The organism is Bradyrhizobium sp. WSM1253 (genome assembly GCF_000244935.1).
GTDB classification, from domain to species: domain Bacteria; phylum Pseudomonadota; class Alphaproteobacteria; order Rhizobiales; family Xanthobacteraceae; genus Bradyrhizobium; species Bradyrhizobium canariense.
Genome location: NZ_JH600073.1, coordinates 725,639 through 751,787, shown reverse-complemented (window position 1 = coordinate 751,787; position 26,149 = coordinate 725,639). Strand labels below are relative to the sequence as shown.

The window sequence follows — 26,149 nt, the reverse complement described above, 5'->3', positions numbered from 1 at the left end:
CGGCACCTTCAAACCGTTCACTGGAGACCGCCGCCGGAACTGCTGGTCGTCGCTGTGTTCGCCAGCGTGCGCAGGCCGATCTGGAACATGATCGCGTGGTTCAGCACGGGCGGCGCCGCGCCTGCGGAATAGCTATACGCAGTTACATAGTTCAAGCCGAGCACAAAGCAATCGTCGACGTAGCCGGCACCGAGCACATACTGATTGATCTTGTTGGCCTCCAGGTCCCAGCGCGCCGAGCCCGTGACCACCCAGTTGGCCGCGACCTTGATCGAGCCCGACGTCAGGATGCCCTCGCGGCGGGTCAGATAGCCGAGTTCCGGCTGCGCCGCGTAATTGCCGTACAGCATGCTGACGGACCAGCGGTTGAAGTTGGCGCGGCCTTCCGCCTCGAAGCGCTGGATGTTCCAGGTCTGCTCGTCCATGCGCGAGCGAACGCTGAACGTATAGGTGCTGTTGGGCGAATAGGCGGCGCTCGCCACATAGTCGGAGCGCGGCCTCTGCAGACCGGAATCCACGCCAGTATTGATGGAGTCCTGGACCGCGAAGGAGTTCATGCCGAACAGCTGGTAGGACTGGCCGAACAGCGTCTTGATGGCGCCGCCCCTGTCGAATTGCGTGGTGGACTGCACGCCGACATTGGCGCGGCCGCCGCCCTCGACACGGTCGTAACCGGAGAACTTGTCGACGCTGAACAGATTCGAGGCGTCGAACACCATGCTCTGCGCGTCCTCGTTGGGGAGCTTGCCGGCATAGGTCTCGTTCGGCCGGATGATGATCTGCGCGATCGGCTCGATGGTGGTCGAGCCCCAAGGCTGAACGTTGATGAAGGGGTAGCGGTATTCGAGGCCCACGGTCGGCATCAGGCGGAACGCCTGGGTGTCGCCGACAGGAAGATAGTTCGACACGCCCGGCTGGTTGGAGACCGAGGAGTTGATCGCGTCGGCGCGGAGAATGGCGAACGGGGTCCAGATTTCACCGAACGGATCGGTGAAGGACTTGCGCCACTGCGCTTCGGCCGTCAGGCGGGTGTAGGTGCCGGGGAAGCCGCGCAGCAGGCACTGCGACGGCGTGCGCGCGAGCGGATCGGCCGACACCGTCGTGCACAGGCCATTGGTGTTGGCGAGCGTCGTGATCGGATCGAACACCGCGGTGTCACGCGACAGGTTCACGAAATTGGTCTTGTAGCTGAACTCGCCGCCGAAGACCGGATAGTTCAGCACGTTCGAATAGTCGATCACGGGATAGACGACCGGCACCTGGCTCTGGTTGCCCGAGTAACTCAGCCAGTACATCGTGCGCGCGTCGAAGAAGCTGCGATTGCCGACACCGGTCAGGTAAAGCTGCGAGAGTGCATCCGTCGGCAGATACAGGAACGAGCCCAGCGGATCGCGATATTGCGACAACCGATAGTCCGAGAAGAAATAGTAGTCGGACATCAGGACACCGTCCCAACCCCAGACCCATTTGTCGTTCAGCGCGAACTGACCCTTGGTGTCGACGGCGCCGCGGAACTGCTTGTCGCCGGGCTGGCCGGCGAGCGCGTTCCGATCGAGCTGGTCGATGCCGTAGACGCGGATCTGATAGGCGCCGTCCATCAGGCGCTGGCGGAATTCGGCCTGGAACAGCACGCCCTGCTTGGACGTGATGCGCGGGCTGAAGGTCGCGTCCATGTCGGGTGCGATCGCCCAGTAGAACGGAACCTCGACGCCGTAGCCGAACGGCGTATTCGACGTGAAGCCCGGCATCAGGAAGCCCGTCTTGCGCTTCACGGTCGGGTCGGGCGTCGAGAAATAGGGCATATAGGCGATCGGCACGCCGAAGAATTCGAGCTGCGCCGTCTCGAAATACAGCATCTTCTCCTGCTGGTCGTGGATGATGCGCGCACCCTTGACCTGCCATAGCGGCGGCTTCTTCGGGTCGTCCTTGCATGGCGCACAGGCCGTGTAGACGCCGTTCTCGAACACTGTGTAGTTGCCGCTGGAACGATCGGAGCGGCTCGCCGCCATGCGGGTCTGGTCGGCCGTGTCAACGCGCAGCGAATCGACGAAGCCGTCGCGGTAGTCGTCGGAAAGGTCCAGGATCTCGGCATAGGTGATCTTGCCGTCGGCATCCGTCATCCGGATGTTGCCTTCGGCATGGAGCCGCTTGGTCTTCTGGTCGTAGATGACCTTGTCGGCCTCGACGCTGGTGCCGTTGTAGAACAGCTGGACGTTACCGACCGCGGAGACGCGCGAATTGTTGTAGTCGTAGTCGACCTCGGTCGCCTGAACCAGCATCTGGTTGTCGTTGACGGCCTTCGGCGGCTTCGCACGCGGCGGCAGCGGATTGTAGGTGAAGCTCTGGGCGGAGGCCGGCGCCACGGCGGCAACGTCCATCAGGCCACCGAGCGATGCCACGGCGGCGACAGCAAGCAGGAACCTGCGAATGGACAAGCCACACCCGTTCGCGCGCACCAATGTGCGCCGCGTCAAACGAGACACGGGTCCTCGGTGGACGGCCGTCACTATCCGTCCTCCTGATACAGCAAGGCCAAAAAGCCGGTGAGGCCGCCCACCACCACGGGCAACCACGCCGCAGCGATCGGATGCATCAACTCAGCCTTGCTCAAATCTTCAGTCACTTTCGACAGAACGTAGAGCAGAAAGCCTGCGCCCACGCCACTCAAAACCATCTTCTGCACGCCGCCCATCCGGAAGAAGCGCAACGACACGGAAGCCGCGAGCATCACCATGGCCGCAAGCAAAAACGGCTGTGCCAGAAGCTTCTGATACTGGAGTCGGTATCCGGCTGTCGCGAAGCCCGAGCTTTCGGAAGAGCGGATGTAGCTCGGTAGTTGCCAAAAGGACACAGTCTCGGGTGTGGAAAAGCTGTTGCGGACCTGCGCCTCGGTCAGCGTCGTCGGAATCTCCAGGCTGGCCTGATCGACCGGAGGCGAATCCAGCGAGAAGCGGCGGACGCCCTTGAACAGCCAACGGCCGGCCTCGAGTGTCGCCTCTCGCGCCTCGATGCGCTCCTTGAAGTGCTGCTCTGTGTCAAACCGGAACAGCGTGAGTCCCGTGAGCCGGATACCCTGCTGCTCGCTGCGCGCCGCGTTGATGATGGTCTGGCCGTCATTGGTGACCTGATTGAGCCAGAAGCCGGAGGCGTCCTGAATGCCGCCGCCGGGCGCCGAGCCGAACAGCTCGGCTTCCATGCGCTTGGAGAGCTCGCGCAGATTGGCCGACATCGGATTGTAGGCGACGGTGGCGATCACTCCGATCAGGAGCGCGCTGCCGAGCGCCGGCGAGATGAATTGCCATGCGGAGACGCCGGCGGCGCGCGCGACCACGAGCTCGAGCCGGCGGGAGAGGGCGAGATAGCAGGTCATGGCGCCGATCAGCATGCAGAACGGCGTCAGCTTCTCCAGCAGCTGGGGCACGCGGAACAGCGAGGTCTCGGCCACCATGACCGCGGAGGCGGATGCGAGGCCCGAAGTCTTGCGCACCATCTCGATGTAATCGACCAGCACCAGCAACAAAAAAATGCTGGCGAACACGCCGAGCGCCGCGACCACGAAACGGCCGGCGAAATAGCGCCCGAGTGTGTTGGTGAGCATGCTCATGCGGTGGCCGGCCGTCTGAACAGCCGCGCGATGCGTGCGTTCGACCTGTTGATGGCCTCCATGAGGCGCGGCGGCGGTTCGACCACAAGGCCGCCGATGATGATCGCCATCCCGATGCCGATGGCACCAATGACCATCGCATATTGGACCAGCACCGCGCCGGGCGATTTCACCGCCATCACCGAGCAGGCAAAGCCGGCCATGCGCAGGCCGAACACGGCGAAGATCGATGAGCCCATCGAGAAATTGCGGCTCTGGCGCGTGGTGCGAGGCGCACCCAGAAACGCGAAGGTCAGCACGGCAAAGGCGAAGGGATAGATCGGCGCCAGCAGGCTGTCATGCAATGCCGAGCGGAACTGGCCGGGAATCTGCTTGTAGACGGGGTCGTCCTCGGACGGCGAGAGCAGCTCCCAGAGATAACGCTCGCGGATGCCGAGGGTGACGTCGCGGCCCTGGCCCGAGAACTTGGACATGTCGAAGCCGTAGCGGCCGAACGCCACCAGCGCGGGATCGCGCTTGCCGGCCTCGAAGCGCTGGAGATTGCCGGTCTCCAGCACCAGGAACGATCCGTTCTCGTTCTTCATGACTTCGCCGTGCTCGGCGACGATCGAGACCCGCTCGTTCGGATCGCGGCGGTCGTCGATGAAGATGCCGGCGAGGATGCCGCCGGGCTGGCGTTCGCGAATCCTGATCGTCAGGTTCTTGTCGAGCTGGGCGAAGCGGCCGGGCTGCAGGATGTTGGTAAGCACGTCGGCGGTGATCTCGGCGTCCCACTGCTTGATCCGCCGCATGCCATCGGGAGCGAGATAGGCCGCGATGAAGGCGACCAGCAGCGCCACCACGCAGGTGGCGTAGAAGAACGGATAGAACAGCCGGAACGGCGAGAAGCCGGCGGCATTCATCACGATGATCTCGGAATCGGTCGCAAGCTTGTTCAGCGTATGCGAGATCGCGATCATCAGCGCGATCGGCGAAATGATCAGGACCAGCGCGGGCACGACGAGGCTGGTGATGCCGAGGAAGGTCAGGATGGTCTGACCCTGGCTCGTCATCAAGTCGATGCCGCGCAACGCTTGCGTAATCCAGATCACGCCCGTGAGGCTGACCAGGACCAGCGCAAACGACGCGAGCGTCGTGCGGAAGATATACCTATCGATTGACCCCATGCGCTACCGCACGAATCCCACCAAGTCCCCAATGCCGGCCGGAATTCCGGCTGTCCAACCAATCCCCGCAAGGGGATCCCCAAGGTCGGTCAACCATCTCATCCGCCGGCTTACTCTCTCAGTACCATCCCTTTGATCCGTCAACAAAATGGCTGCCCCGTGGCACCCTCAATATATGGTTAATATTTCCCTCGTTGTGGCCCCTCGGCCACGGGGGGTGCTTGGCATCGACCGGGCCAGTGGCCCATAGTGCGTTACGCCCAGTGAATCGCCGTTCAGCTCCGGCCCGTGGCCGGGACTGCCGATCGGTAAAAGCGCAACGTTTTTGAGGAGTTACTCATGTCCGATGCCATCAAGGTCGGCTTCGTTCCATTATCTGCCGCCGTCCGTGGCATCATGGTCGTGTTCTGCGACGACAGCTTGAAGCTCGGCCCGGCGACCGCCAAGGCCCTCGGCGGGGCCACCGAACTCGTGAAGCGGGCGGCCACCGCCGCCGCCTTCAAGGGCAAAAGCGGCGCTGCGCTCGACATCCTTGCGCCGGAGGGCGTGAAGGCCACCCGCCTGATCGTGATCGGCGCCGGCAAGGCGGCCGGCCTGAAGGCGAACGACTTTCTCAAATTCGGCGGCGTGGCGGCGAGCAAGCTTCCGGCCGGGGTGGCGGCCATGACCATCATGGCGGAACTGCCCAATGGCGCCATGACGAGCGAGCAGGCGGTCGCGATCGCCTCGGGCCTGCGGCTGCGCACCTACAAATTCGACCGCTACAAGACCAAGAAGAAGGACGGCGAGGAGGGCGGCACGCGCGCCGACGTCTCGTTTGCGGTCGGCGACGTGGTCGTCGCGAAGAAGGCGTTTGCATCGGCGGCTGCGATCGTGGACGGCGTGATCATTGCGCGCGACCTCGTCAACGAGCCGCCGAACGTGCTTTTTCCCGAGGAGTTCGCGCGCCGCGCAGGCCTGCTCCGCAAGCTCGGCGTCAAGATCGAGGTGCTCGACGTCAAGGCGATGGACAAGCTCGGCATGGGCGCGCTGCTCGGCGTCGGCCAGGGCTCGGCGCGGCCGAGCCGCACCGTGATCATGCGTTGGGACGGCGGCAAGAAGGGTGAGGCGCCGGTTGCCTTCGTCGGCAAGGGCGTCTGCTTCGACACCGGCGGCATTTCGATCAAGCCGGCCGGCAGCATGGAGGACATGAAGGGCGACATGGGAGGCGCGGCCTGCGTCGTCGGCCTGATGCATGCTCTCGCCGCACGCAAGGCCAAGGTCAACGTCGTCGGCGCCATCGGCCTCGTCGAAAACATGCCGGACGGCAACGCGCAGCGCCCCGGCGACATCGTCACCTCGATGTCGGGCCAGACCATCGAGATCATCAACACCGACGCGGAAGGCCGCCTGGTGCTCGCCGATGTGCTCTGGTACGTCGCCAAGAAAACCAAGCCGAAATTCATGGTGGATCTGGCGACGTTGACCGGTGCCATCGTGGTCGCGCTCGGCACCGAGCATGCCGGCATGTTCTCCAACAATGACGAGCTTGCCGAGCGGCTGCTGGCAGCCGGCATCGAGAGCGGCGAGAAGGTCTGGCGCCTGCCGCTTGGCCCTGAATACGACAAGCTGATCGATTCCCAGTTCGCCGACATGAAGAACACCGGCGGCCGCCATGGCGGCTCGATCACCGCGGCGCAGTTCCTCCAGCGATTCGTGGACGGCACGCCCTGGGCGCATCTCGATATCGCCGGGACCGCCATGGGCGCGCCGAAGACCGACATCAACCACAGCTGGGGAAGTGGCTATGGCGTTCGCTTGCTCGACCGTCTGGTCGCCGACCATTACGAGCGCAAATGACCCGAGATGACTGAAGTCCTTTTCTACCATCTGCAAAACATGACGGTGGAGAACGTGTTGCCGCCGCTTCTCGAGAAATCGCTCGAGCGCGGCTGGCGCGTCGTGGTGCAGTCGACTTCGCCGGAGCGCGCCGATGCGCTCGACGCCCATTTGTGGACCTATCGCGACGATTCCTTCCTGCCGCACGCGACCTGGCGGGTGAGCGACGCCGCCGAACAGCCGATCGTGCTGGCGGTCGAGGATGACAATCCGAACGGTGCCAATGTCCGCTTCCTCGTCGACAACGCCGCGCTGCCGCAGGACGCGCAGGGCTATGAGCGCATGGTGCTGCTGTTCGACGGGGACGATCCGGACGCACTTGCGTTCGCCCGCAGCGCCTGGACGGATTGCAAGGCGCGGGGATTTGATGTCACCTATTGGCAGGCCGACGAGCGGGGCCGATGGCAGAAGCGGAATTAGCGGTCGCTCGCAATTAATGATAATTTGCACTTTTCGGGGGATGATGGCTTTTGTCACCTTCGTGCCGCAAAGTGGTGTTGGTACAATTGCTTAGGGCCGATCCTTCACTCGGGGAAATTAGTTTATCGTGCGACATCAAAAGCTTCCCAGCTCGCTCATAGTTGCGTTGGCGGCCATAGCCCCGCTGGTCGCGGGCTGTTCGGGCGGGACCGATCTGTTGTCCAGGGATGCCCAGTGGTTCAACACGCCCAGCCGCCTGTTCATCAAAAGCATCTCGATCGAGTCGCCGCCGCTGACCCCCGACAAGCCGGTTGGGGCCGAGGATCTGGTCAGCGCCGACGGGGCTTGTGCCGGCATGGCGCCGCCGCCCGGGCCGGCTGATGCGAATGCGTCCACGACCGCGCCGGCTCCCATGGGCGGCACCGTCGCGCTCGGCCACACCGAATGCGATGTGGTGCGCGGCATCGGCGCGCCCTCGAGCGTCAACCTCTCCGGTGATGCCGCCGGCAGGCGCGTTGCGGTCGTGACCTGGACGACCGGTCCGCGCGCCGGCATCTACACCTTCACGGCCGGTCGCCTGTCCTCGATCGAGGGCACGCCGGAAGCCCCGGTCATGCCGAAGGCGACCAAGCCGAAGCCGAAGAAGAAGTCGGCGGCGTAACGGGTTGGCCTTTTGCCCTGATGCTGGTTGCGGCTGTCGCTGCGATCGGCCGCGCATGCTTCCCCCTATTGTCAAGCGATTTTGCATCCATTGATTGCGATGGGCGGGCGTGAATCGTGATCTCTCCGTTCTCGCTCGCCGGCGATCTTGTTCGCGAGTTTCGACATCGCGGATGCCGACCTTCGCCCAAAGCGCCTTCATTGCCTCGAGCCGCGTTTTTCCGCGCGCGTTGAAAGTCACGGGGGCGTTACGCGTGATCCGTGATCACGCGATTCGTGATGAGAGAGCCTTCGCATTCGCTTTCGAAAACTGCCCCGAAGCAAAACTGGAGGAAATCTCCAGAATAATCACGCGCGTCTCAAGCAACGGTTCAAGAATCTCATGTGCGCGGCTGCTACGCATCGAAGGGAGGGGCTAGGTCGGAAGGATCATTTGGATGTCCATTACCTCTGTGTTTTCCCCGGTTACGGGGCAGCTCACCATTTTCGGCGACAGCGCGAATAACGGCCTTGTGATAAGTCGCGACAAGTCCGGCCGCATCCTGGTCAATAACGGGCACGTGAAAACGGTTGGTGGCGAACCCACCGTCGACAACACCACTGCGATCGACATCTTCGGTCAAGGCGGTGACGACACGATCACCGTCGACGAATGCCACGGCCCGATGCCGGCGGTGCACATCTTCGGCGGCGACGGCAATGACAGGATCACGGGCGGCTCGGGAGCCGATCTCCTGTTTGGTCAGGCCGGCAACGATTTGATCAAGGGAGGCGGCGGTAACGATCTGCTGTTCGGCGGAGCGGGTAACGACGTCCTGGACGGCGGTAGCGGCGACAATCAGCTGTTCGGCGAGGCCGGCGACGATGTCATGGTCTGGAATCCGGGCGGCGGCACCAACCTGTTCGAGGGTGGTGAGGGCAACGATACGGCTCAGGTCAACGGAAGCAACGCCGCCGAGACGTTCACGATCACGGCGAACGGCACCCGTGTGCGGCTCGACGGGACGGGCGCGGTGCCGTTCTCGCTCGACATCGGCACGACGGAAAATCTCGTCCTGCACGGTGGGGGCGGCGACGATGTCATCACCGCGGGCAACGGGCTCGGCAGCCTGATCTCGCTGACGCTCGATGGCGGCGCCGGCAACGACAGGATTACCGGCGGCGATGGCAACGACCTCATCATCGGCGGCAGCGGGGACGACATCGTCAATGGCGGACGCGGCAACGACGTCGCCCAGCTCGGGAGTGGCGACGACACTTTCATCTGGAATCCCGGTGACGGCAGCGACACGGTCGAAGGCGGCTCGGGCAGCGACAAGCTGCTTTTCAATGGCGCCAACATCAACGAGACCATCGACATCTCGGCCAATGGCGGCCGGGTGCGCTTCACCCGCGATGTCGCCAACATCACGATGGATCTCAACAGCGTCGAGCAGATCGAATTCGATGCGCGGGGCGGGGCCGACAACATCACCGTCGGCGACCTCACCGGGACCGGCGTCAAGCAGGTGCTGGTTGATCTCGGAGCCGTTCCGGGAGGGACGCAAGGCGACGGCGCAGCTGACACGGTGACCGTCAACGGCAGCAACGGCAATCAGCACATCGAGGTCACAGCCACGGGCACAACGGTCACGGTCACGGGGCTGCCGGAGCTCGTGACGATCGCAAATGCAGAGGCCGGCAACGACCGGCTGGTCGTTCAGGCGCTCGGCGGCAACGACGTCATCGATGCATCCACGCTCGGCGCGGCGATCGGGCTGACCATCGACGGCGGCGCGGGCAACGACACCATCACCGGCAGCCAGGGCGCCGACACCCTGATCGGCGGCGACGGCAACGACAAGGTCATCGGCGGCCGCGGCAATGACGTCGCGCTTCTTGGCGCAGGCGACGACATCTTCACGTGGAATCCCGGTGACGGCAGCGACGTCGTCGAAGGCGGCGCGGGAACCGATACGCTGGTGTTCAACGGCGCCAACGTGGCCGAGAACATGTCGGTCTCGGCGAACGGAGGCCGTGCGCTTCTCACCCGTGACGTCGGTGCTATCGTCATGGACCTCGCTGGCGTCGAGCACGTGCAGATCGCGGCAGCAGGCGGCGCCGATAACATCACCGTCAGCGATCTGACCGGGACAGGAATCACGCAGGTTGCCATCGACCTCAGCGCCGGCCCCGGCAGCCAGGGCGGTGATGGCGCGGCGGACCGCGTGACCGTGAACGGCACGACTGGTGACGACAACATATCGGTCGTGACCTCCGGCGGATCGATCGTGGTCAACGGCCTCGCTGCGCAGGTGACGATTGCGCACGCGGACGCCGGTGATGTGCTCGGCATCAACGGCGGACAAGGCAATGACGTCATCGATGCGTCTTCCATCAAGGCGGGACAGTCGTTCAGCCTCAACATCAATGGCGGCGACGGCAACGACACCATCATCGGCAGTGCCGGCAATGACGTGGTGAACGGGGGACGCGGCAACGATTTCGCCAATCTCGGTGCGGGCGACGACACCTTCGTCTGGAATCCCGGCGACGGCAGCGACACCGTCGAAGGCGGCAAGGGCACCGACACGCTGGCATTCAACGGCGCCAATATCAGCGAGAACATCAACATTTCGGCCAATGGCGGCCGGGTGCTGTTCACGCGAGATGTCGCGGCCATTGCGATGGACCTGAACGGGGTCGAACATGTCGACTTCAATGCCCTCGGCGGTGCCGACAACATTACCGTCGGCGACCTCTCCGGCACCGGCGTGAGCCAGGTCGACCTCGATCTCGGCGCCAATGACGGCGCCGCGGATACCGTGACCATCAACGCAACCGGCGGCAACGACGTCATCGCGGTGACCGAGCACGACGGCATCATCACGGTGTCGGGGCTTGGCCAGGACATCAACATCACTGATGCCGGCGCGGGCGACAGGATCGTCATCAACGGCCTCGATGGCGACGACGTCATCACGGCCTCCGGGCTGCACGGCGGCATCCAGCTCGTCGCCAATGGCGGCAACGGCGACGACGTGCTGATCGGCAGCCCCGGCAACGACACGCTGGCGGGTGGTGCCGGTGATGACGTGCTGATCAGCGGCGGCGGCCTCGACATCCTGGACGGCGGCACCGGCAACAACGTCGTCATCCAGGGCGGAGCGTTTGCGGCCGCGATGCTGCTCAACCAGGCCATGGCGGCCAGCTTCGTCCCGGCAGGTGAGGGGAACGGCGAGATGCCGCTGCCCGATCCGCACGCGACGCAGAGCCAGGTGCTCGCACCGCCCCAGCACGCCTGAAGCCGGCGGCATCGGCCCGGAGAACGCTCATGATGACCAACGCGGTCTCCTCCGATACGGGGCTCGATGCGTTGCTGACGCTGCTGCATCTGCAAGGTGTTGCGGCCGATCGCGCGCAGCTCAGGCACCGGCTGGGCGCGGCAAGCTTCGGCGCAGCGGATATCGTCCGCTGCGCCAGGTCTCTCGGACTTAAAGCCAGAACCTATCGCACACAGTGGAGCCATCTGTCGGACACTCCGCTGCCTGCGATCGCAATGCTGCGGGACGGCGGCTTCATGGTCATCGCAAAGGCCTCCGCCGACAAGGTGCTGGTGCAGTCTCCGGAGGCGCAGCGCCCGGTGCTGATGGATCGCGACGAGCTGTGCGCGATCTGGGACGGCGGCTTGATCCTGATGGTCCGGCGCGCCGGGCTGTCAGACCTCGGACGGCATTTCGATATCACCTGGTTCATCGGCGCGATCGGCAAATACCGGCGGCTGCTGGGCGAGGTGCTGGCGGCTTCGTTCTTCCTCCAGCTTTTTGCGCTGGTCTCGCCGCTGTTCTTCCAGGTCGTGATTGACAAGGTGCTGGTACACCGCTCGCTGTCTACGCTCGACGTTCTCGTCATCGGCCTCGTCGTCGTCTCCCTGTTCGACACCGTGCTCGGGATCCTGCGCAATTACCTGTTTGCGCACACGACCAACCGCATCGACGTGGAGCTCGGGGCACGTCTGTTTCACCATCTGCTGGCGCTGCCGATGGCCTGGTTTCAGGCCAGGCGCGTCGGCGATTCCGTGGCGCGGGTCCGTGAGCTCGAGAACATCCGCAATTTCATCACCAGCTCGTCGTTGACGCTTCTCATCGACATGGTCTTCACCTCGGTGTTCCTCGCGGTGATGTTCGCCTATTCGGCGCAGATGAGCTTCATCGTGCTGGCGTCGTTCCCGTTTTACATCGCGATCTCGGCCGTGGCGACGCCGCTGTTTCGCCGCAGGCTGGACGAGAAATTCCGCCGCGGCGCCGAGAACCAGGCTTTCCTGGTCGAGAGCGTCAGTGGTATCGAAACGCTGAAGGCGATGGCGGTCGAGCCGCAGATGCAGCGTCGCTGGGAAGAGCAGCTCGCCGGTTATGTCTCGGCGAGCTTCGGTGTCACCAGCCTCGGCAACACGGCAAGCCAGCTCGTGCAGCTCGTCAGCAAAGTCGTCACTGCCGGCATTCTCTATGTCGGCGCCAGGCTGGTGATCGGTGACGCCTTGACCGTCGGCGAGCTCGTGGCCTTCAACATCTTCGCGGGGCGGGTGTCAGCCCCGGTGCTGCGGCTCGCGCAAGTCTGGCAGGATTTTCATCAGGCGCGGCTGTCGATCGCGCGGCTCGGCGACATCCTCAACAGCGCGGCGGAGCCGGCTTACTCCGCCGCCCGCGCGGGGCTGCCGCCGATCCGGGGCAACATCCGCTTCGAGCACGTCTCCTTCCGCTACCGCCTCGATGGGCCGGAGATCCTGCACGATGTCTCATTCGACATTCCAGCCGGACAAACCGTCGGCATCGTCGGATCGTCCGGCTCGGGCAAAAGCACCTTCGCCAAGCTGGTGCAGCGGCTCTACGTTCCGCAAGGCGGCCGCGTGCTGGTCGACGGAATGGATCTGATGACGACCGACCCGGCCGGGCTCCGTCGGCAGATCGGAATCGTGCTCCAGGACAACATGCTGTTCAACCGGTCGGTGCGCGACAACATCGCGCTGGCCGATCCGAGCCTGCCGATGGACCGCATTATCGACGCGGCGAAGCTGGCGGGCGCGCATGATTTCATTCTGGAGCTCCCCGAGGGCTACGATACGGTGGTCGGCGAGCGCGGCTCAACGCTCTCGGGCGGGCAGCGCCAGCGCATCGCGATCGCCCGCGCGCTGGTGGGCAATCCCCGGATCCTGATCTTCGACGAAGCCACCAGCGCGCTCGACTATGAAAGCGAGCGGATCATCCATGACAACATGAAGGAGATCGCGAAAGGCCGCACGGTCCTGATCATCGCGCACCGTCTGTCCACCGTCCGCGGCGCCGATCGCATCTTCACCCTGGAACGCGGCCGTCTGGTCGAGGACGGCACGCATGATGCGCTGATCAAGACCGGCGGGCGCTATGCCGCCCTGCATCGTCTCCAGGGAGGCATTTATGAGGTCGGCTAGCGCTGTGCCGGCCGCTCGGCCGGAGCAGACCGTGATCCCGTTCCGGAATGGAAAGGGGCGGGGCGCCGAGGAAGTCGCCTTCCTGCCGGCGGCGCTGGAAATCACGGAAACACCGCCATCGCCGATCGGCCGCGCCATCGCCATGGTCCTGATGCTGCTTGTCTGCGCGGCGATGGCCTGGTCGGCCTGGGGCACGATCGACATCGTGGCCTCCGCAACCGGCAAGGTCGTGTCGAGCGGGCGAAGCAAGGTGGTCCAGCCGTTCGAGACCGGCGTGGTGCGCGCCATTCACGTGCAGGACGGCCAATCGGTCAAATCGGGCGACCTGCTGATCGAGCTCGATCCGACCGTGAACGCCGCGGAGCGCGATCGTCTGCACGACGATCTCATGGCCGAGCGGCTCAACGTCGCGCGCCTCCGCGCCGCATTGGCAGGCGGCGAAGAGGTGTCCGCCGATCTCGTCGTACCAGAGGACGCCGATCCCATGCTGGTCGCGACGCAGCGACAGCTCCTCGCCAATCAGGTCAGCGAGAACAGGGCCAAGCTCGCGGCGCTGGCGCGTCAGGAAGCGCAGAAGGAGGCCGAACATCAGACGATTGCGGCGACGATTCACAAGCTTGATGCGTTGCTGCCGGTCACCCAGCAGCGTGTCGAGATTCGCAAGACGCTGATGGAGAAGGAGATCGGCTCGAAGCTGACCTACTATGAGACCCTCCAGCTCCAGATCGAGCAGCAGGAGGAGCTTCGCGTCCAGAGCAGCCGCTTGAAGGAGGCCGAGGCGGCCGTCGCCGCGATCCGGGAGACTCGCATCCAGGCCTTGGCCGAGTACAGGAAAAGTCTCTCCGACGAGCTTGCCAAGAGCGAACAGAAGGCCAATGGCGTCGCACGCGATCTGATCAAGGCGCAGCAGAGGACGAGGCTTCAGCAACTGACGTCGCCGGTCGACGGCGTCGTGCAGCAGCTCGCGGTCCACACTGTGGGCGGCGTGGTCACGCCCGCGCAGTCGCTGCTGGTGATCGTGCCGACCGATACGCGGCTCGAGATCGAGGCGATGATCTCCAACCGCGATATCGGATTTGTCGAGGCCGGGCAGGGCGCCGCCATCAAGATCGACACTTTCAATTTCACCCGCTACGGGCTTCTCGCAGGCCGGGTCGTGAGCGTCTCGCAGGACGCCATCATCCGCGACCGGCCGCAGGAGCGCGGGAGCGACCGTGCGCTCGCGACGCAACGCGACAGCAGCGAGCCCAGCGGGCAGGAGTTGAGTTACAGCGCCCGTATCTCGCTCGATCGCACCCGGATGCAGGTGGACGACCGCCTCGTCACCCTGTCGCCGGGAATGGCGGTGACCGTCGAGATCAGGACCGGTTCGCGCACCATCCTGAGCTACCTGCTATCGCCGCTGCAGCGTTACCGGCACGAGATCATGCGGGAGCGCTAGTTCCCACATGATGCTGACGAAGCTTCGCGAGACGCGCCGGCTCAGTCGGTGCGGCAAAGAACAGGTTATTGAACGGCTAATCACCAGGTAGCAAAATACCGGTACTGTGCATGGGGTTGTTTTTGCGATTTTGATGTCGGCCCGGTCGCGGAGGCGTCAGCCCGCCGCCTCGTCGAACTGCGTGCTCGCCTCGAGCCACTGCTCCTCGGCACGTGCCAGCGCGTCGGCCGCATTGGCGCGTGCTTTCGACAGTTGGGCGGCCTGCTTGGGGTCGCGGCTGAAGATGTCGGGCAGGGCGAGCGCGGTGTCGATCTTGCTGATGATCTCGCTGACGCGGGCGATCTCGGTTTCTGCTTCCGCGATGCGTTTCTTCAGCGAGCCGCGATTGTCCGATCTCGGACGCTGCGGCTTCTCGCTCACCGCGCTGCGTTCGCGCGGCGCGGGCTCGCCATTGCGCGCGGACAGCACCAGGCGGCGATATTCGTCGAGGTCGCCGTCGTAATTGGTCACGGTGCGGTCGGCGACGATCCAGAGTTGATCAGCGCAGGACTCGATCAGATAGCGGTCGTGCGAGACCATGATGACCGCGCCGGGGAATTCGTTGATCGCTTCCGCAAGCGCTGCGCGGCTGTCGATGTCGAGATGGTTGGTCGGCTCGTCCAGGATGATCATGTTGGGGCCGAAGAAGGTCGCAAGTCCCAGCAGGAGCCGCGCCTTCTCGCCGCCCGACAATTTTCCGACCTTGGTGTCGGCCGCCTTGCCGGAGAATCCGATGGCGCCGGCGCGGGCGCGTACTTTCGCTTCGGGCGCCTCGCCCATCAGCTTGCGGACGTGGTCGTAGGTCGAGGCATCCTCGTTCAATTCGTCGAGCTGGTGCTGCGCGAAATAGGCAATCGAGAGCTTGTCGGCGCGGGTCACTTTGCCCGAGAATGGAGCGAGGCGCCCGGCGAGCAGTTTCACCAACGTCGACTTGCCGTTGCCATTGGAGCCGAGCAGCGCGATGCGGTCGTCATTGTCGACGCGCAAGGTGACGCGGTTCAGCACGGGCGTGTTCGGATCGTAGCCGACCACGACGTTGTCGGCGGCGATGATCGGCGGCGACAGGATCTTCTCGGGCGCGGGAAAGCTGATCTCGCGCACGTCCTGGGTGACCAGCGCCGTGATCGGCTTCAGCCGTTCCAGCATTTTCACACGGGACTGCGCCTGGCGGGCTTTCGAGGCTTTGGCCTTGAAGCGGTCGACAAAGGCTTGCAGGCGCGCGCGTTCGGCTTCCTGGCGCTTGACCGCTTTGGCATCGAGCATCTCGCGCATGGCGCGTTGCTCTTCGAACGAGGAGTAGGTGCCTTTGTAAAGCGTGAGCTTGCCGCGCTCCAGATGCAGGATCTGGTCGACCGAGCTTTCCAGCAGGTCGCGGTCGTGGCTGATCACGATCACCGTGCGCGGATAATGGGCGAGGTGATCCTCGAGCCACAGCGTGCCCTCGAGGTCGAGATAGTTGGTGGGCTCGTCGAGCAGCAACAGGTCGGGCGCCGCGAACAGCGTTGCGGCAAGCGCGACGCGCATGCGCCAGCCGCCGGAGAATTCGGCGCAGGGGCGGAGCTGGTCGGCGGCGGAGAAGCCGAGGCCGGAAAGGATGGCGGCGGCACGGCTCGGTGCCGAATGCGCGTCGATGTCGACCAGCCGGGTCTGGATCTCGGCGATCCGATGCGGATCGGTCGCGCTCTCGGCCTCGGTGAGCAGCGCGTCGCGTTCGAGGTCGGCCTTGAGCACGACCGAGATCAGGCTCTCGGGGCCGTTCGGCGCTTCCTGCGCGAGGCTGCCGACGCGCCAACGAGGCGGCAGGGTCACCGTGCCGTGCTCGGCCGCGAGCTCGCCGCGGATCACCTTGAACAGGGTCGATTTGCCGGTGCCGTTGCGACCGACCATGCCGACGCGCGATCCGGGCGTGATCTGCACGGAACTCTGGTCAATCAGAAGGCGTCCGGCGAGGCGGATGGAGAGGTCGGTGATGGAGAGCATGCGGCCTTGTCACCGCACCCGCGATCAAACGCAACCCGTTTTTCCGTGTCCGCAAGCCGGTGCGTGTCAACTCAGTGCGAATCGCGCTCGCGCTGCTTCAGCTCATTGAGGAGTTGCTCGAGGTGCGTCGGCAGCCTGGCTTCGGGCCGCAGGCTCTGCTGGAGCCGTTCGGCCACGGCATCGGAGATCGAGCGGCTGGTGCGCCGGTCGATTTGCTCGCTGTCATTGGCAAAAGGGCCAGCCATCGCAGGGTTCCGTGTTCTCAAAGAAGCAACACGGTACCAAGTCCTTGGCCCCCAAATGGTTTCGCCACTCGCGGCGATTGCGCGGCATTCTAGCAAAAATTGTGTGAAGCCGCGCAATGTCCCCCTCCGAATGCAAAGCCCCGGCGCTGGGGGACGCCGGGGCTTCGCTTGGAAGGTACCTTGGGGGGCTCAGGTACCTTTGGAAAGGTGCTGTCGGGCTCAGTAGCAGCGGTTGATCATCCGCCAGCGGGGTCCCCAGGGGGTCGGGACCAGCCGGCGCACATAGCAGCCGCCATAGCCGTAGGAGACGGGGGCATAGAAGCGCGGGCCACCCCAGCCGTAACCGTGATGCCAGCCGCCGCCGCCGTGCCAGCCCCAGCCGCCACCATGCCAGTGCGCAGAGGCGGAGGTCGGTGCCAGCGCGGCACCAAGCGCAACCGCGGCAACGGCGGCGAGCGAAAGTTTCCTCAACATGGTGATCTCCTCAAAACTGCCGACGCGGGGCTATCGCGTCGATGGAAAGGCCGCCGAAACGGTCCGCCTCGGGAGGAGGCTTTGGTTTCGATGGACCTGAGGTTATCCGAGCGAGGCTGAACCAAACCCTGACGAGGCCTTCAGATTGGGTTCATTTAGGTGAAATCGTCGTAATCCATGTTGGCATTCTGACTCCTGGCCTGCGGCCAAGCGCCCGCGAGGCGGTTTTGGCGGTCGCTTGCCGTATGGCGAAGGCGCCGATATAAGCCCGGCAACTCCGAACCACCGTTTTCTCTTCAAGGACAAGATCATGGCCATCGAACGCACCTTCTCGATCATCAAGCCCGACGCCACAGCGCGTAACCTCACCGGTGCGGTTAACGCCGTGATCGAGAAGGCGGGCCTGCGCATCGTCGCGCAGAAGCGCATCCGCATGACCAAGGAACAGGCCGAGACCTTCTATGCGGTCCACAAGGCGCGCCCCTTCTTCGGTGAGCTCGTGGACTTCATGACGTCGGGCCCCGTGGTGGTCCAGGTGCTGGAAGGCGAGGGTGCCGTCTCCAAGTATCGCGACGTGATGGGGGCGACCGATCCGTCCAAGGCGGCTGACGGCACCATCCGCAAGCTCTACGCCAAGTCGATCGGTGAGAACTCCGCGCACGGTTCGGATGCGCCGGAGACCGCCGCGATCGAGATCGCGCAATTCTTCTCGGGCAACGAGATCGTCGGCTGATCCGTCAGCCGATCAGGTAACGAGACGCGGCGAAAGGACGTAGTGTGAACTGGCTCTGGCAGATCTTCGATCCCGCTACGATCGGGGCATTCTTCACCCAGTTCCGCGTTGAGATGGCCGAACCGACCTTCTGGGTCGCGGTCGGCAAGATCATCTGGATCAACATCCTCTTGTCCGGCGACAATGCGCTGGTGATCGCGCTCGCCTGCCGCGGCCTCAAGCCGCGGCATCGGCTGTGGGGCATGATCCTGGGTGCCGGCGCCGCGGTGGTGCTGCGGATCATCTTCACGGGCATCGTCGCGAGCCTGATGGAGCTGCCGTACCTCAAGCTGGTCGGCGGTCTTGCGCTGATCGTGATTGCGGCAAAGCTGCTGGTGCCGGAACAGGAGGACGAGGACGGCGTGGAGTCGGCTTCGCATCTGTGGCAGGCCGTGCAGATCGTCGTCGTCGCCGACATCGTCATGAGCCTGGACAACGTCATTGCGGTGGCCGCGGCCGCCAATGGCAGCGCGCCCTTGCTGGTGCTCGGTCTTGCCATCAGCGTGCCCTTGATCGTCGCCGGTGCGGCGCTGATCATGGCGCTGCTCGCAAAGCTGCCGGTTCTGGTGTGGGCCGGCGCGGCGCTGCTCGGCTGGATTGCGGGCGAGGTGATCGCTACCGATCCCGGCATCGCGCCGAGGCTGCACACGCTGTTCGACGGTCCGTTCGGCGCCTCGCTCGACAACGTGCTCAGCGCCTTGCGCATCCCGCCGCAATTCGCCCATGGCGGCGGAGGCGGCGAATATCTGTGCGCAGCTCTCGGCGTCGTCGTCGTGCTGGCCGTCGGCTCCATCTGGCGCCGGCGCAGCATGAGCGCGGCCGCGCTGGAGTCCTCCGAGCGCCACGCCAAGGCCTCGGCGGAATAGGCTTATCTTTCGAGCATAATCTTTTCGGAAAAGCGCTTCAGGCTTTTCCGGATCATGCGCTAGCGCCGCACGATCGAGCCGGCGCGGTTGATCAGGCGGGCGAGCGCGCGGAAGCGGCTGCCGACGCGATCCGCGACGAGATCGCCGAGGCGGTGCTCGAACACCAGCAACAGCTTGCGGCCCACGCTGCGGAAATGCGTCGCGGGCAAGACGCCCGGACGCGCCGCCGAGATCAGATGCGCAACGCGGAAGGCCGCGCCGAGTAGGCGGGCGCGTTCGAGTTGCGCCGGCGTCAGCAGCTCCTGCATGGCGACCGGCGGCTGGTTCTCCTCGCTGAGCCCCGCATAGCGATAGAACACGGACAGGCCGACGAAGGCGCGCTCGGTGTGGGTGATCGCGCCGAAATTGCCGTTGACGACGAGGCTCAGCGTCTGCTCGCCGCGATGATCGGGATGCACCCGCCAGCCGATGTCGGACAACAGGCACGCGGCGTGGCGCAGACGGCGGTCCTCCTCGGTCTCGCGCAGCTTCACCACGCGCGCGAGGCGGTCGGTCCAGGCGATCAACTCGCGCGCGTGCTTTGCCGAACGAGACAGCAGCTGGTTCAGCTCCTCGGCCGCGCAGATCAGTCCGTCCTTGTTGCGTTCGGACTCCGGCAGCTTCTCGTGCAGCAGGCCCTCGCGCACGCCGAAGGTCGAGAACACGATGGTCTTCGGCTTCGCCACCCGGATGATGTGCTCGAGCACCAGTGCCGCATAGGTGAGGAGCGGGCGCCGGGCGTCGGCGACGATCTCGATGTCTGCAAGCATGCCGGCGGCCGCAAGCCGGCGGAGACGTCGGGAAAAATCGAGCGCCTCGGCAGCCGAAATCGAATAGCCGTGCATCACCTGGAGCGGGTAGCCGCTCTGGATGATGTGGATGCGCGCCAGCGCGCGCCAGGTACCGCCGACGGCGTAGAAGCTGCGGCCGCTCCCGGCCTTGAGCTGCGGCACCCCGTCGAGCGCTTCGCGCACGATGCGGTCGGCGCGTTTCAGGGATTTATGCGCGAGGTCCTGCAGCGCGAGGCCGCCGAGTGGCAGCGTCACGCCGCTGCGCACCGTGTTTTTGCGCACGTCGATCAGTTCGAGCGAGCCGCCGCCGAGGTCGCCGACGATGCCGTCGGGATGATGGATGCCGGAGATCACGCCAAGCGCCGACAGCCGCGCCTCGCGCGGGCCCGACAGGATCTCGATCTTCACCGCGCAGATGCGCTCGGCTTTCGCGATGAAGTCGGGGCCGTTGGAGGCGTCGCGGCAAGCGGCGGTCGCAATCGCAAACACCCGCCCGACCTGCATCACCCGGCACAGCGCACGGAAGCGCTTGAGCGAGGTCAGTGCCTTGTCGACGGCGTCGGGCGCTAGCAGGCCCGTGCTCTGCACCTCGCGCCCGAGCCCGCACAGCGTCTTCTCGTTGAAGATCGGAATCAGGCTCCGCGTCAGTCCCTCGTAGACGACGAGACGGACCGAGTTGGAGCCGATGTCGATGACCGCGACGCTCGAGCCGCGCTTGCGCGGCCGCTTCACGTCGACGATCCCGGATCAGGATTGATGACGTTCATTACGGCGCGTGAGGCGGCGCGGCGAGGATTCCTTGAGCGACTTACCACGGCCAGACAGACTCGGATTGGTCATGAAGTAGTTGTGGACGTTGAAAGGCTCCTCGCCCTTCGCGGTCTTCATACGCGTTGAGGACCCGTCCGGCAACAATTGCCAGCTCTGTTCATTGTCCTTGAGATTGGCGACCATGATCTGTTCGAGAACCTGCTGATGCACCGTGGGATTTTGCAGCGGACACAGCACCTCGACGCGGCGGTCGAGATTGCGCGGCATCATGTCGGCCGAGGAGATATACACAGCCGCTTTCGCGCTCGGCAGGCCCTGGCCCATGCCGAAGCAGTAAATTCGGCCGTGTTCGAGGAATCGTCCGATGATCGACTTGACGCGGATGTTCTCCGACAGGCCGGGAATGCCGGGCCGCAGGCAGCAGATACCGCGCACCACAAGCTCGACCTGCACGCCGGCCTGTGAGGCCTCGTAGAGCGCGTCGATAATGTCGGGGTCGACCAGCGCGTTCATCTTCATCCAGACCGCACCGGGCCGGCCGTGGCGCGCATGCGCGGTCTCGCCCTGGATGTGCTCGATGATGCGCTTGCGCAAGGTCAGCGGCGAGACCGCCATCTTTTCAAGATCGCTCGGCGCGGCATAGCCGGTGATGAAGTTGAACACGCGGGCGGCATCGCGGCCGATGGTCGGGTCCGAGGTGAAGTAGGAGAGGTCGGTGTAGATGCGCGCGGTCACCGGGTGGTAATTGCCGGTGCCGGTGTGGACGTAAGTCGTGAGGCTGCCGCCCTCGCGGCGCACCACCATCGACAATTTCGCGTGGGTCTTCAGTTCGAGGAAGCCATAGACGACCTGCACGCCGGCGCGCTCGAGGTCGCGTGCCCAGCGGATGTTGGCCTCCTCGTCGAAGCGGGCCTTCAGCTCGATCAGCGCGGTGACGGATTTGCCGGCTTCGGCAGCTTCCACGAGCGCCCGCACGATCGGCGAGTTGCTCGAGGTGCGGTAGAGCGTCTGCTTGATGGCGACGACGTCGGGGTCGCGCGTCGCCTGCTGGAGAAACTGCACCACGACGTCGAAGGATTCATAGGGGTGATGAACGACGAGATCCTTCTGCCGGATCGCAGCGAAGATGTCGCCGCCTTGCTCGCGCACGCGCTCGGGATGGCGGGGCACGTAAGGGGTGAATTCCAGATCGGGCCGGTCGAGGCGGGTGAGCTGCGAGAGCTCGTTCATGGCGAGCACGCCATCGACCAAAAACACCTCGTCGTCGGCGGTCGACAGCGCGTGCTGTACGAAGCTGCGCAGCTGCTCCGGCATCTTGGCATCGATCTCGAGCCGGATCACCGAGCCGCGGCGGCGGCGCTTCAGCGCGGTCTCGAACAAGCGGACGAGATCCTCGGCCTCTTCCTCGATTTCGAGTTCGGAGTCGCGGATGACACGGAAGGCGCCCTGGCCGTGAAGATTGTAGCCGGGGAACAGGCGGTTGATGAATAGCGCGGTGGCCTGCTCCAGCGAGATCAGCCGGACTATCTTGCCCTCGGCCGGCAGGCGGATGAAGCGGTCGATCTTGCCGGGCATGCGGATCAGCGCGTTCATCTGCTTGCCGTCGGCGGCGCGCGTGAGCTGGAGCGCGATGGTGAAGCCGAGGCTCGGAATGAACGGGAAGGGGTGGGCCGGGTCGATCGCGAGCGGTGTCAGCAGCGGGAACACGTTGCTGAGGAAGTAGTCCTCGACCCAGGTTCGTTCCGCTTTGGTGACTTCCTTGCCCTCGACCAGCACGATGCCCTCGTCGGCGAGCGTGCCGCGCAGGTCGCGCCAGATTGCCTGCTGGTCGGAGGCAAGCTGCGAAACGGTCCGGTTGATGAGCGCGAGCTGCTCGGACGGCGTCAGACCGTCGGGGCTGCGCTCGGCAATGCCCTCGCGCACCTGGGCCTTGATGCCGGCGACGCGGACCATGAAGAACTCGTCGAGGTTATTCGCTGAAATCGACAGGAATCGCACCCGCTCCAGCATGGGGTGGCTGGGATTGACCGATTCCTCCAGGACGCGGCGGTTGAAGTGCAGCCAGGAGAGCTCGCGATTGATGAACCGCTCGGGGCTCGATGCGATCGCCGGCGGGCCTTCGGCTTCCGGGGCTTTCTCTTTAACTTCAACAGCTTGCGCAGAATCCATCAGAAGTCGATCCATCCAGTTCGCCCCAATTTGCGACTTACGCGCAAAACCCGCGGGAGCATGTGTTAGAGCGATGACGTTTCGATGACATTGATGTTCCGCGGCCCGGCCGCGTCAAGCCGCCTTGGTCAGACATCCCGGAGCAGCTCGGCCGCCAGGGCCCGGGTGACGGGGCGGCCGAGGCGCAGGGCCTCGCTGTCCAGCAGGTCCACAGCCCGTCGGGCGGCGGCCGAGGACCGCTCCAGGCGAGTGGCGAGGTAGCTGACCACGCTCTCGTCCATGGCGAGCTGGCGGTCGGCGCAGAATTTGACGATCAGGCCGCGGAAGAGCTGGTCGTCAGGCGGCAGCAGCGAGATAACGGGGACAGCGCGGAGCCGCGAGCGCAGGTCGGCGAGCTCGATCTCGAGAGAGGCGGGCGCCTCGCGTCCGGTGAAGAGGACGTAGGCGCCGTCCTCGCGGGCCAGATTCATCAGATGGAACAGGGCGCGCTCATCGCATTCCCTCGCCTTGGGATCCTCGACCACCAGCGCGCCGGTGGCGAGCGCAGCCGGGACGGCTTCGGCGGTCAGCCCATTGGCCGTGGTCGAGCGGGCGCCTGAGGCCTCGGCCCAGATCGCGGCGAGATGGCTCTTGCCGCTTCCTTCCGGGCCGGCCAGCCACATGATCCGGTTCGGCCATTCCGGCCAGGCGTCGATGAGGGCAAGACCGGCGGCGTTGACGGGGCCCTCAAGGAAATTGTCCCGGCTCAGGCTCTCCGCATGCGGAAGCGAAAACGCCAATTGTCGGGGATGAACGCGGCCTGGCACGCTTGCTTTGCTCCGTGCCGGCGTGCCGGCTTCGTTAGAAGAGATGCCACTTAATCGAGCGGGAGTTGGCCTTTTGCGGGGCCGCTTCCCAACTCATTTGGCCTCGATCGTGCTGCTACTTGGCCTCGATCGTGCTCATGTGCCGCAACCATTCGACGAGATAGAGCGACACGGAGGAGAGCGTGAAGATCGTGACGAGGCCCATCAGGATTATATCATAAGGACCGGCTTTGAAGCCGAAGGCGAGGGCGGCCAGCACCAGCGCTGCGAACGCCACCTGGGCCACAGTGTTGAGCTTGGATACCTTCGAGGGCTTCATCTCCACAGGGCGGTCGAACAGCCACGATATGATCACGGCGGCGACGATCATGATGTCGCGCGAGACCACCAGGATGACGATCCAGCGCGGAATCGCGCCCCAGATGCCCAAGGCCATGTAGATCGAGACCAGCAGCGCCTTGTCGGCGAGCGGGTCGAGCAAGGCGCCGAGCTCGCTCGTCATGTTGAAGCGCTTGGCAAGGAAGCCGTCGACCGCGTCGCTGATACCGGCGATCAGGAAGACGGCGAACGCCACCTCCATTTGGCTCGACACGATGGCCCAGACGATGATCGGGACCAGCATGATGCGGCCCAAAGTAATGATGTTCGGTATACTCACACGGCGCTTCCCGGCACCCGGCCTGACCTCGAATTCGGCCCTTTGCAGGCTGAACCGGTTGATATCTCTACATAGTATACGGCGGCGCGCCATGCGAGCCATTGCGCGTCCCCGGAATTCGACGTAACCAGCCGCAAACCCACTGGAAATCGGGCATGACCGACCGCAAAAACGGCCTCACTTACGCCGATTCAGGCGTCGATATCGATGCGGGCAACCGCTTGGTCGACCTGATCAAGCCGATGGTGCGCGCCACCGCACGGCCCGGCGCCGACGCCGAAATCGGGGGATTCGGCGGCCTATTCGATCTCAAGGCCGCCGGTTTCAAGGATCCCATCCTGGTGGCCGCGACCGATGGCGTCGGCACCAAGCTCAAGATCGCGATCGAGACCGGCCTGCATGGCGGGATCGGCATCGACCTCGTCGCCATGAGCGTCAACGACCTCGTGGTGCAGGGCGCCGAGCCGCTGTTCTTCCTGGACTATTTTGCCTGCGGCAAGCTCGATCCGGAGGCGACCGCGTCGATTGTCGCCGGCGTCGCCGAAGGCTGCCGCGAATCCGGCTGCGCCCTGATCGGCGGCGAGACGGCCGAGATGCCCGGCCTCTACAAGGACGGCGACTACGACCTCGGCGGCTTTGCCGTCGGCGCCGCCGAGCGGGGCACGCTCCTGCCGCGCAAGGACATCGCCGCCGGCGATGCCGTGATCGGGCTCGCTTCGTCGGGCGTGCACTCCAACGGTTTCTCGCTGGTGCGCAAGATCGTGGAACAATCCGGCCTCGGCTTCGGGGCGCAGGCGCCGTTTGCGCCCGTCATGACGCTCGGCGGCGCGTTGCTGACGCCGACGCGTCTCTACGTCAAATCCTGCCTGCGCGCGATCCGCGAGACCGGCGCGGTGAAGGGGCTTGCCCACATCACCGGAGGCGGCTTCACCGACAACATTCCGCGCGTGCTGCCGAAGCATCTCGGCGTCGGTATCGATCTGGCGCGCCTGCCAGTGCTGCCGGTGTTCAAATGGCTGGCCGCGCAGGCCGGCATCGCCGAGCTCGAAATGTTGCGGACCTTCAATTGCGGGATCGGCATGATCGCAATCGTCGAGCCGGACAAGGTCGAAGAGGTCGTCGAGGTCTTCGCCGATGCCGGTGAGACCGTGGCACAGCTCGGCACTGTGATCCCGGCTGAGGGCGAGCACCGCGTCGTCTATAACGGCCATCTCGATCTGGCGCTGTGATGAAACGCCGCGTCGCCATCCTGATTTCCGGCCGTGGCTCCAACATGGCTGCGCTGATCAAGGGCGCGGCCGCGCCGGATTTTCCGGCGGAGATTTCGCTCGTCATCTCGAACAAGGCCGATGCGCAGGGGTTGGAAAGGGCCAAAGCGAGCGGCGTGAAGACGCTGGTGATCGAAAGCAAGCCGTTCGGCAAGGACCGCGCCGGCTTCGAGAAGGTGCTGCAAGCAGCGCTCGATCAGCACGGCATCGAGCTGATTTGCCTCGGCGGCTTCATGCGCCTGTTCACGGCCGAATTCACCAAGGCCTGGTACGGGCGGATGCTCAACATCCATCCCTCGCTGCTGCCATCGTTCCCCGGTCTCGACCCGCACGGCCAGGCGTTGCGCGCCGGCGTCAAGCTGTCCGGAGCGACAGTGCACTTCGTGATCCCCGAGACCGACGCCGGTCCAATCGTGATGCAGGGCGCCGTTCCCGTCAGCGACCACGACACGGCGGACACGCTGTCGGAGCGTATCCTCGAAGTCGAGCACCGCATCTATCCCGCAGCACTGAGCCTGCTCGCGACGGGCAAGGTCCGGATCGAGGGCGATGTGTGCAAGACCGCGGGCAGCGGGCCGTCGGAGAACTTTCTGGTTGCGCCGTTGGTGCGGTGAAGCGCCGTCGCACTCGGAATACTTTCATCCCAAACAAAAACC

The 26,149-nt window shown here is 64.8% G+C and carries 20 protein-coding genes; 10 read left to right on the top strand and 10 right to left on the bottom strand.

The genetic code is table 11. The features are described from left to right. Positions 1 to 17: 17 nt before the first annotated feature. Genes BRA1253DRAFT_RS05475 through lptF form a run of 3 tightly spaced genes read right to left on the bottom strand, consistent with a single transcriptional unit; the run spans position 18 to position 4,770 of the window. Positions 18 to 2,507 (bottom strand): LPS-assembly protein LptD, encoded by a 2,490-nt coding sequence (locus tag BRA1253DRAFT_RS05475; protein ID WP_007591972.1) that lies wholly within the window; start codon positions 2,505 to 2,507, stop codon positions 18 to 20. Then, a complete protein-coding gene (gene lptG / locus BRA1253DRAFT_RS05470) occupies positions 2,507 to 3,604 on the bottom strand; it encodes an LPS export ABC transporter permease LptG (RefSeq protein ID WP_007591971.1) in 1,098 nt (365 codons plus the stop codon). Before lptG ends, BRA1253DRAFT_RS05475 begins: the two co-directional genes overlap by 1 nt. Further along, the gene (gene lptF / locus BRA1253DRAFT_RS05465) at positions 3,601 to 4,770 is read right to left on the bottom strand and encodes an LPS export ABC transporter permease LptF (RefSeq protein WP_007591970.1); all 1,170 of its coding nucleotides are present in this window, start codon (positions 4,768 to 4,770) and stop codon (positions 3,601 to 3,603) included. Before lptF ends, lptG begins: the two co-directional genes overlap by 4 nt. A gap of 339 nt (positions 4,771 to 5,109) precedes the next feature. Here lptF and BRA1253DRAFT_RS05460 point away from each other — a divergent pair, with 339 nt between their 5' ends. The 6 genes from BRA1253DRAFT_RS05460 to BRA1253DRAFT_RS05435 all read left to right on the top strand — a co-directional run bounded on the left by BRA1253DRAFT_RS05460 (position 5,110) and on the right by BRA1253DRAFT_RS05435 (position 14,615). After that, positions 5,110 to 6,609, top strand: coding sequence for a leucyl aminopeptidase (locus tag BRA1253DRAFT_RS05460; protein ID WP_007591964.1), 1,500 nt, complete (start codon positions 5,110 to 5,112; stop codon positions 6,607 to 6,609). Between the two features lie 6 nt (positions 6,610 to 6,615). Then, a complete protein-coding gene (locus BRA1253DRAFT_RS05455; RefSeq protein WP_007591963.1) occupies positions 6,616 to 7,068 on the top strand; it encodes a DNA polymerase III subunit chi in 453 nt (150 codons plus the stop codon). Positions 7,069 to 7,234: 166 nt separating this feature from the next. Next, entirely contained in the window at positions 7,235 to 7,729 is a 495-nt protein-coding gene (locus BRA1253DRAFT_RS05450) for a hypothetical protein (protein WP_198288228.1), read from the top strand. 436 nt (positions 7,730 to 8,165) lie between these two features. Continuing rightward, positions 8,166 to 11,012 carry a calcium-binding protein gene (locus BRA1253DRAFT_RS05445; protein WP_007591961.1) on the top strand — a complete coding sequence of 949 codons (2,847 nt, stop codon included), beginning with the start codon at positions 8,166 to 8,168 and terminating at the stop codon, positions 11,010 to 11,012. A 29-nt stretch (positions 11,013 to 11,041) separates the two neighbouring features. Further along, positions 11,042 to 13,174: a type I secretion system permease/ATPase gene (locus BRA1253DRAFT_RS05440; protein WP_007591959.1), complete on the top strand. Its 2,133-nt coding sequence runs from the start codon at positions 11,042 to 11,044 to the stop codon at positions 13,172 to 13,174. Then, positions 13,161 to 14,615 carry an HlyD family type I secretion periplasmic adaptor subunit gene (locus BRA1253DRAFT_RS05435; RefSeq protein WP_007591957.1) on the top strand — a complete coding sequence of 485 codons (1,455 nt, stop codon included), beginning with the start codon at positions 13,161 to 13,163 and terminating at the stop codon, positions 14,613 to 14,615. Before BRA1253DRAFT_RS05440 ends, BRA1253DRAFT_RS05435 begins: the two co-directional genes overlap by 14 nt. Positions 14,616 to 14,771: 156 nt before the next feature. Here BRA1253DRAFT_RS05435 and BRA1253DRAFT_RS05430 read toward each other — a convergent pair whose 3' ends face one another. The 3 genes from BRA1253DRAFT_RS05430 to BRA1253DRAFT_RS05425 form a co-directional block, all read right to left on the bottom strand. Beyond that, positions 14,772 to 16,634, bottom strand: coding sequence for an ABC-F family ATP-binding cassette domain-containing protein (locus BRA1253DRAFT_RS05430; protein WP_007591956.1), 1,863 nt, complete (start codon positions 16,632 to 16,634; stop codon positions 14,772 to 14,774). A gap of 71 nt (positions 16,635 to 16,705) precedes the next feature. Then, on the bottom strand, positions 16,706 to 16,879 hold the full coding sequence (locus BRA1253DRAFT_RS44325; protein ID WP_007591955.1) for a hypothetical protein: 174 nt from the start codon (positions 16,877 to 16,879) through the stop codon (positions 16,706 to 16,708). 219 nt (positions 16,880 to 17,098) lie between these two features. After that, positions 17,099 to 17,353 (bottom strand): hypothetical protein, encoded by a 255-nt coding sequence (locus tag BRA1253DRAFT_RS05425; RefSeq protein WP_007591954.1) that lies wholly within the window; start codon positions 17,351 to 17,353, stop codon positions 17,099 to 17,101. Between the two features lie 310 nt (positions 17,354 to 17,663). On the opposite strand from BRA1253DRAFT_RS05425, the gene ndk reads away from it, so the two are divergent. Together ndk and BRA1253DRAFT_RS05415 are read left to right on the top strand one after the other, a co-directional pair. Then, the gene (gene ndk, locus BRA1253DRAFT_RS05420; RefSeq protein ID WP_007591953.1) at positions 17,664 to 18,086 is read left to right on the top strand and encodes a nucleoside-diphosphate kinase; all 423 of its coding nucleotides are present in this window, start codon (positions 17,664 to 17,666) and stop codon (positions 18,084 to 18,086) included. 44 nt (positions 18,087 to 18,130) lie between these two features. Next, positions 18,131 to 18,991 carry a TerC family protein gene (locus BRA1253DRAFT_RS05415; RefSeq protein ID WP_007591952.1) on the top strand — a complete coding sequence of 287 codons (861 nt, stop codon included), beginning with the start codon at positions 18,131 to 18,133 and terminating at the stop codon, positions 18,989 to 18,991. A gap of 59 nt (positions 18,992 to 19,050) precedes the next feature. Here the strand turns inward: BRA1253DRAFT_RS05415 and ppx are convergent, their stop codons facing one another. From ppx to BRA1253DRAFT_RS05395, 4 genes are all read right to left on the bottom strand, one after another. Further along, the gene (gene ppx / locus BRA1253DRAFT_RS05410; protein WP_007591950.1) at positions 19,051 to 20,553 is read right to left on the bottom strand and encodes an exopolyphosphatase; all 1,503 of its coding nucleotides are present in this window, start codon (positions 20,551 to 20,553) and stop codon (positions 19,051 to 19,053) included. 15 nt (positions 20,554 to 20,568) lie between these two features. After that, positions 20,569 to 22,761, bottom strand: coding sequence for an RNA degradosome polyphosphate kinase (locus BRA1253DRAFT_RS05405; RefSeq protein ID WP_007591948.1), 2,193 nt, complete (start codon positions 22,759 to 22,761; stop codon positions 20,569 to 20,571). A 128-nt stretch (positions 22,762 to 22,889) separates the two neighbouring features. Then, a complete protein-coding gene (locus tag BRA1253DRAFT_RS05400) occupies positions 22,890 to 23,567 on the bottom strand; it encodes a DnaA ATPase domain-containing protein (protein ID WP_007591946.1) in 678 nt (225 codons plus the stop codon). 115 nt (positions 23,568 to 23,682) lie between these two features. After that, positions 23,683 to 24,225: a CDP-alcohol phosphatidyltransferase family protein gene (locus BRA1253DRAFT_RS05395; RefSeq protein ID WP_027517558.1), complete on the bottom strand. Its 543-nt coding sequence runs from the start codon at positions 24,223 to 24,225 to the stop codon at positions 23,683 to 23,685. Positions 24,226 to 24,380: 155 nt separating this feature from the next. Here BRA1253DRAFT_RS05395 and purM point away from each other — a divergent pair, with 155 nt between their 5' ends. Both purM and purN read left to right on the top strand, forming a co-directional pair. Next, positions 24,381 to 25,454, top strand: a complete 1,074-nt coding sequence (gene purM, locus BRA1253DRAFT_RS05390) for a phosphoribosylformylglycinamidine cyclo-ligase (protein ID WP_007591942.1) — start codon at positions 24,381 to 24,383, stop codon at positions 25,452 to 25,454. Beyond that, positions 25,454 to 26,107 (top strand): phosphoribosylglycinamide formyltransferase, encoded by a 654-nt coding sequence (gene purN / locus BRA1253DRAFT_RS05385; protein ID WP_007591940.1) that lies wholly within the window; start codon positions 25,454 to 25,456, stop codon positions 26,105 to 26,107. Before purM ends, purN begins: the two co-directional genes overlap by 1 nt. Positions 26,108 to 26,149: the final 42 nt, after the last annotated feature.

What these genes read in the sequence shown, in the direction of transcription:
- lptG (WP_007591971.1), bottom strand. Translation starts at nt 3,604, where the DNA reads ATGAGCATGCTCACCAACACACTCGGGCGCTATTTCGCCGGCCGTTTC.
- lptF (WP_007591970.1), bottom strand. Translation starts at nt 4,770, where the DNA reads ATGGGGTCAATCGATAGGTATATCTTCCGCACGACGCTCGCGTCGTTT.
- BRA1253DRAFT_RS05460 (WP_007591964.1), top strand. Translation starts at nt 5,110, where the DNA reads ATGTCCGATGCCATCAAGGTCGGCTTCGTTCCATTATCTGCCGCCGTC.
- BRA1253DRAFT_RS05455 (WP_007591963.1), top strand. Translation starts at nt 6,616, where the DNA reads ATGACTGAAGTCCTTTTCTACCATCTGCAAAACATGACGGTGGAGAAC.
- BRA1253DRAFT_RS05445 (WP_007591961.1), top strand. Translation starts at nt 8,166, where the DNA reads ATGTCCATTACCTCTGTGTTTTCCCCGGTTACGGGGCAGCTCACCATT.
- BRA1253DRAFT_RS05440 (WP_007591959.1), top strand. Translation starts at nt 11,042, where the DNA reads ATGATGACCAACGCGGTCTCCTCCGATACGGGGCTCGATGCGTTGCTG.
- BRA1253DRAFT_RS05435 (WP_007591957.1), top strand. Translation starts at nt 13,161, where the DNA reads ATGAGGTCGGCTAGCGCTGTGCCGGCCGCTCGGCCGGAGCAGACCGTG.
- BRA1253DRAFT_RS05430 (WP_007591956.1), bottom strand. Translation starts at nt 16,634, where the DNA reads ATGCTCTCCATCACCGACCTCTCCATCCGCCTCGCCGGACGCCTTCTG.
- BRA1253DRAFT_RS44325 (WP_007591955.1), bottom strand. Translation starts at nt 16,879, where the DNA reads ATGGCTGGCCCTTTTGCCAATGACAGCGAGCAAATCGACCGGCGCACC.
- BRA1253DRAFT_RS05425 (WP_007591954.1), bottom strand. Translation starts at nt 17,353, where the DNA reads ATGTTGAGGAAACTTTCGCTCGCCGCCGTTGCCGCGGTTGCGCTTGGT.
- ndk (WP_007591953.1), top strand. Translation starts at nt 17,664, where the DNA reads ATGGCCATCGAACGCACCTTCTCGATCATCAAGCCCGACGCCACAGCG.
- BRA1253DRAFT_RS05405 (WP_007591948.1), bottom strand. Translation starts at nt 22,761, where the DNA reads ATGGATTCTGCGCAAGCTGTTGAAGTTAAAGAGAAAGCCCCGGAAGCC.
- purM (WP_007591942.1), top strand. Translation starts at nt 24,381, where the DNA reads ATGACCGACCGCAAAAACGGCCTCACTTACGCCGATTCAGGCGTCGAT.
- purN (WP_007591940.1), top strand. Translation starts at nt 25,454, where the DNA reads ATGAAACGCCGCGTCGCCATCCTGATTTCCGGCCGTGGCTCCAACATG.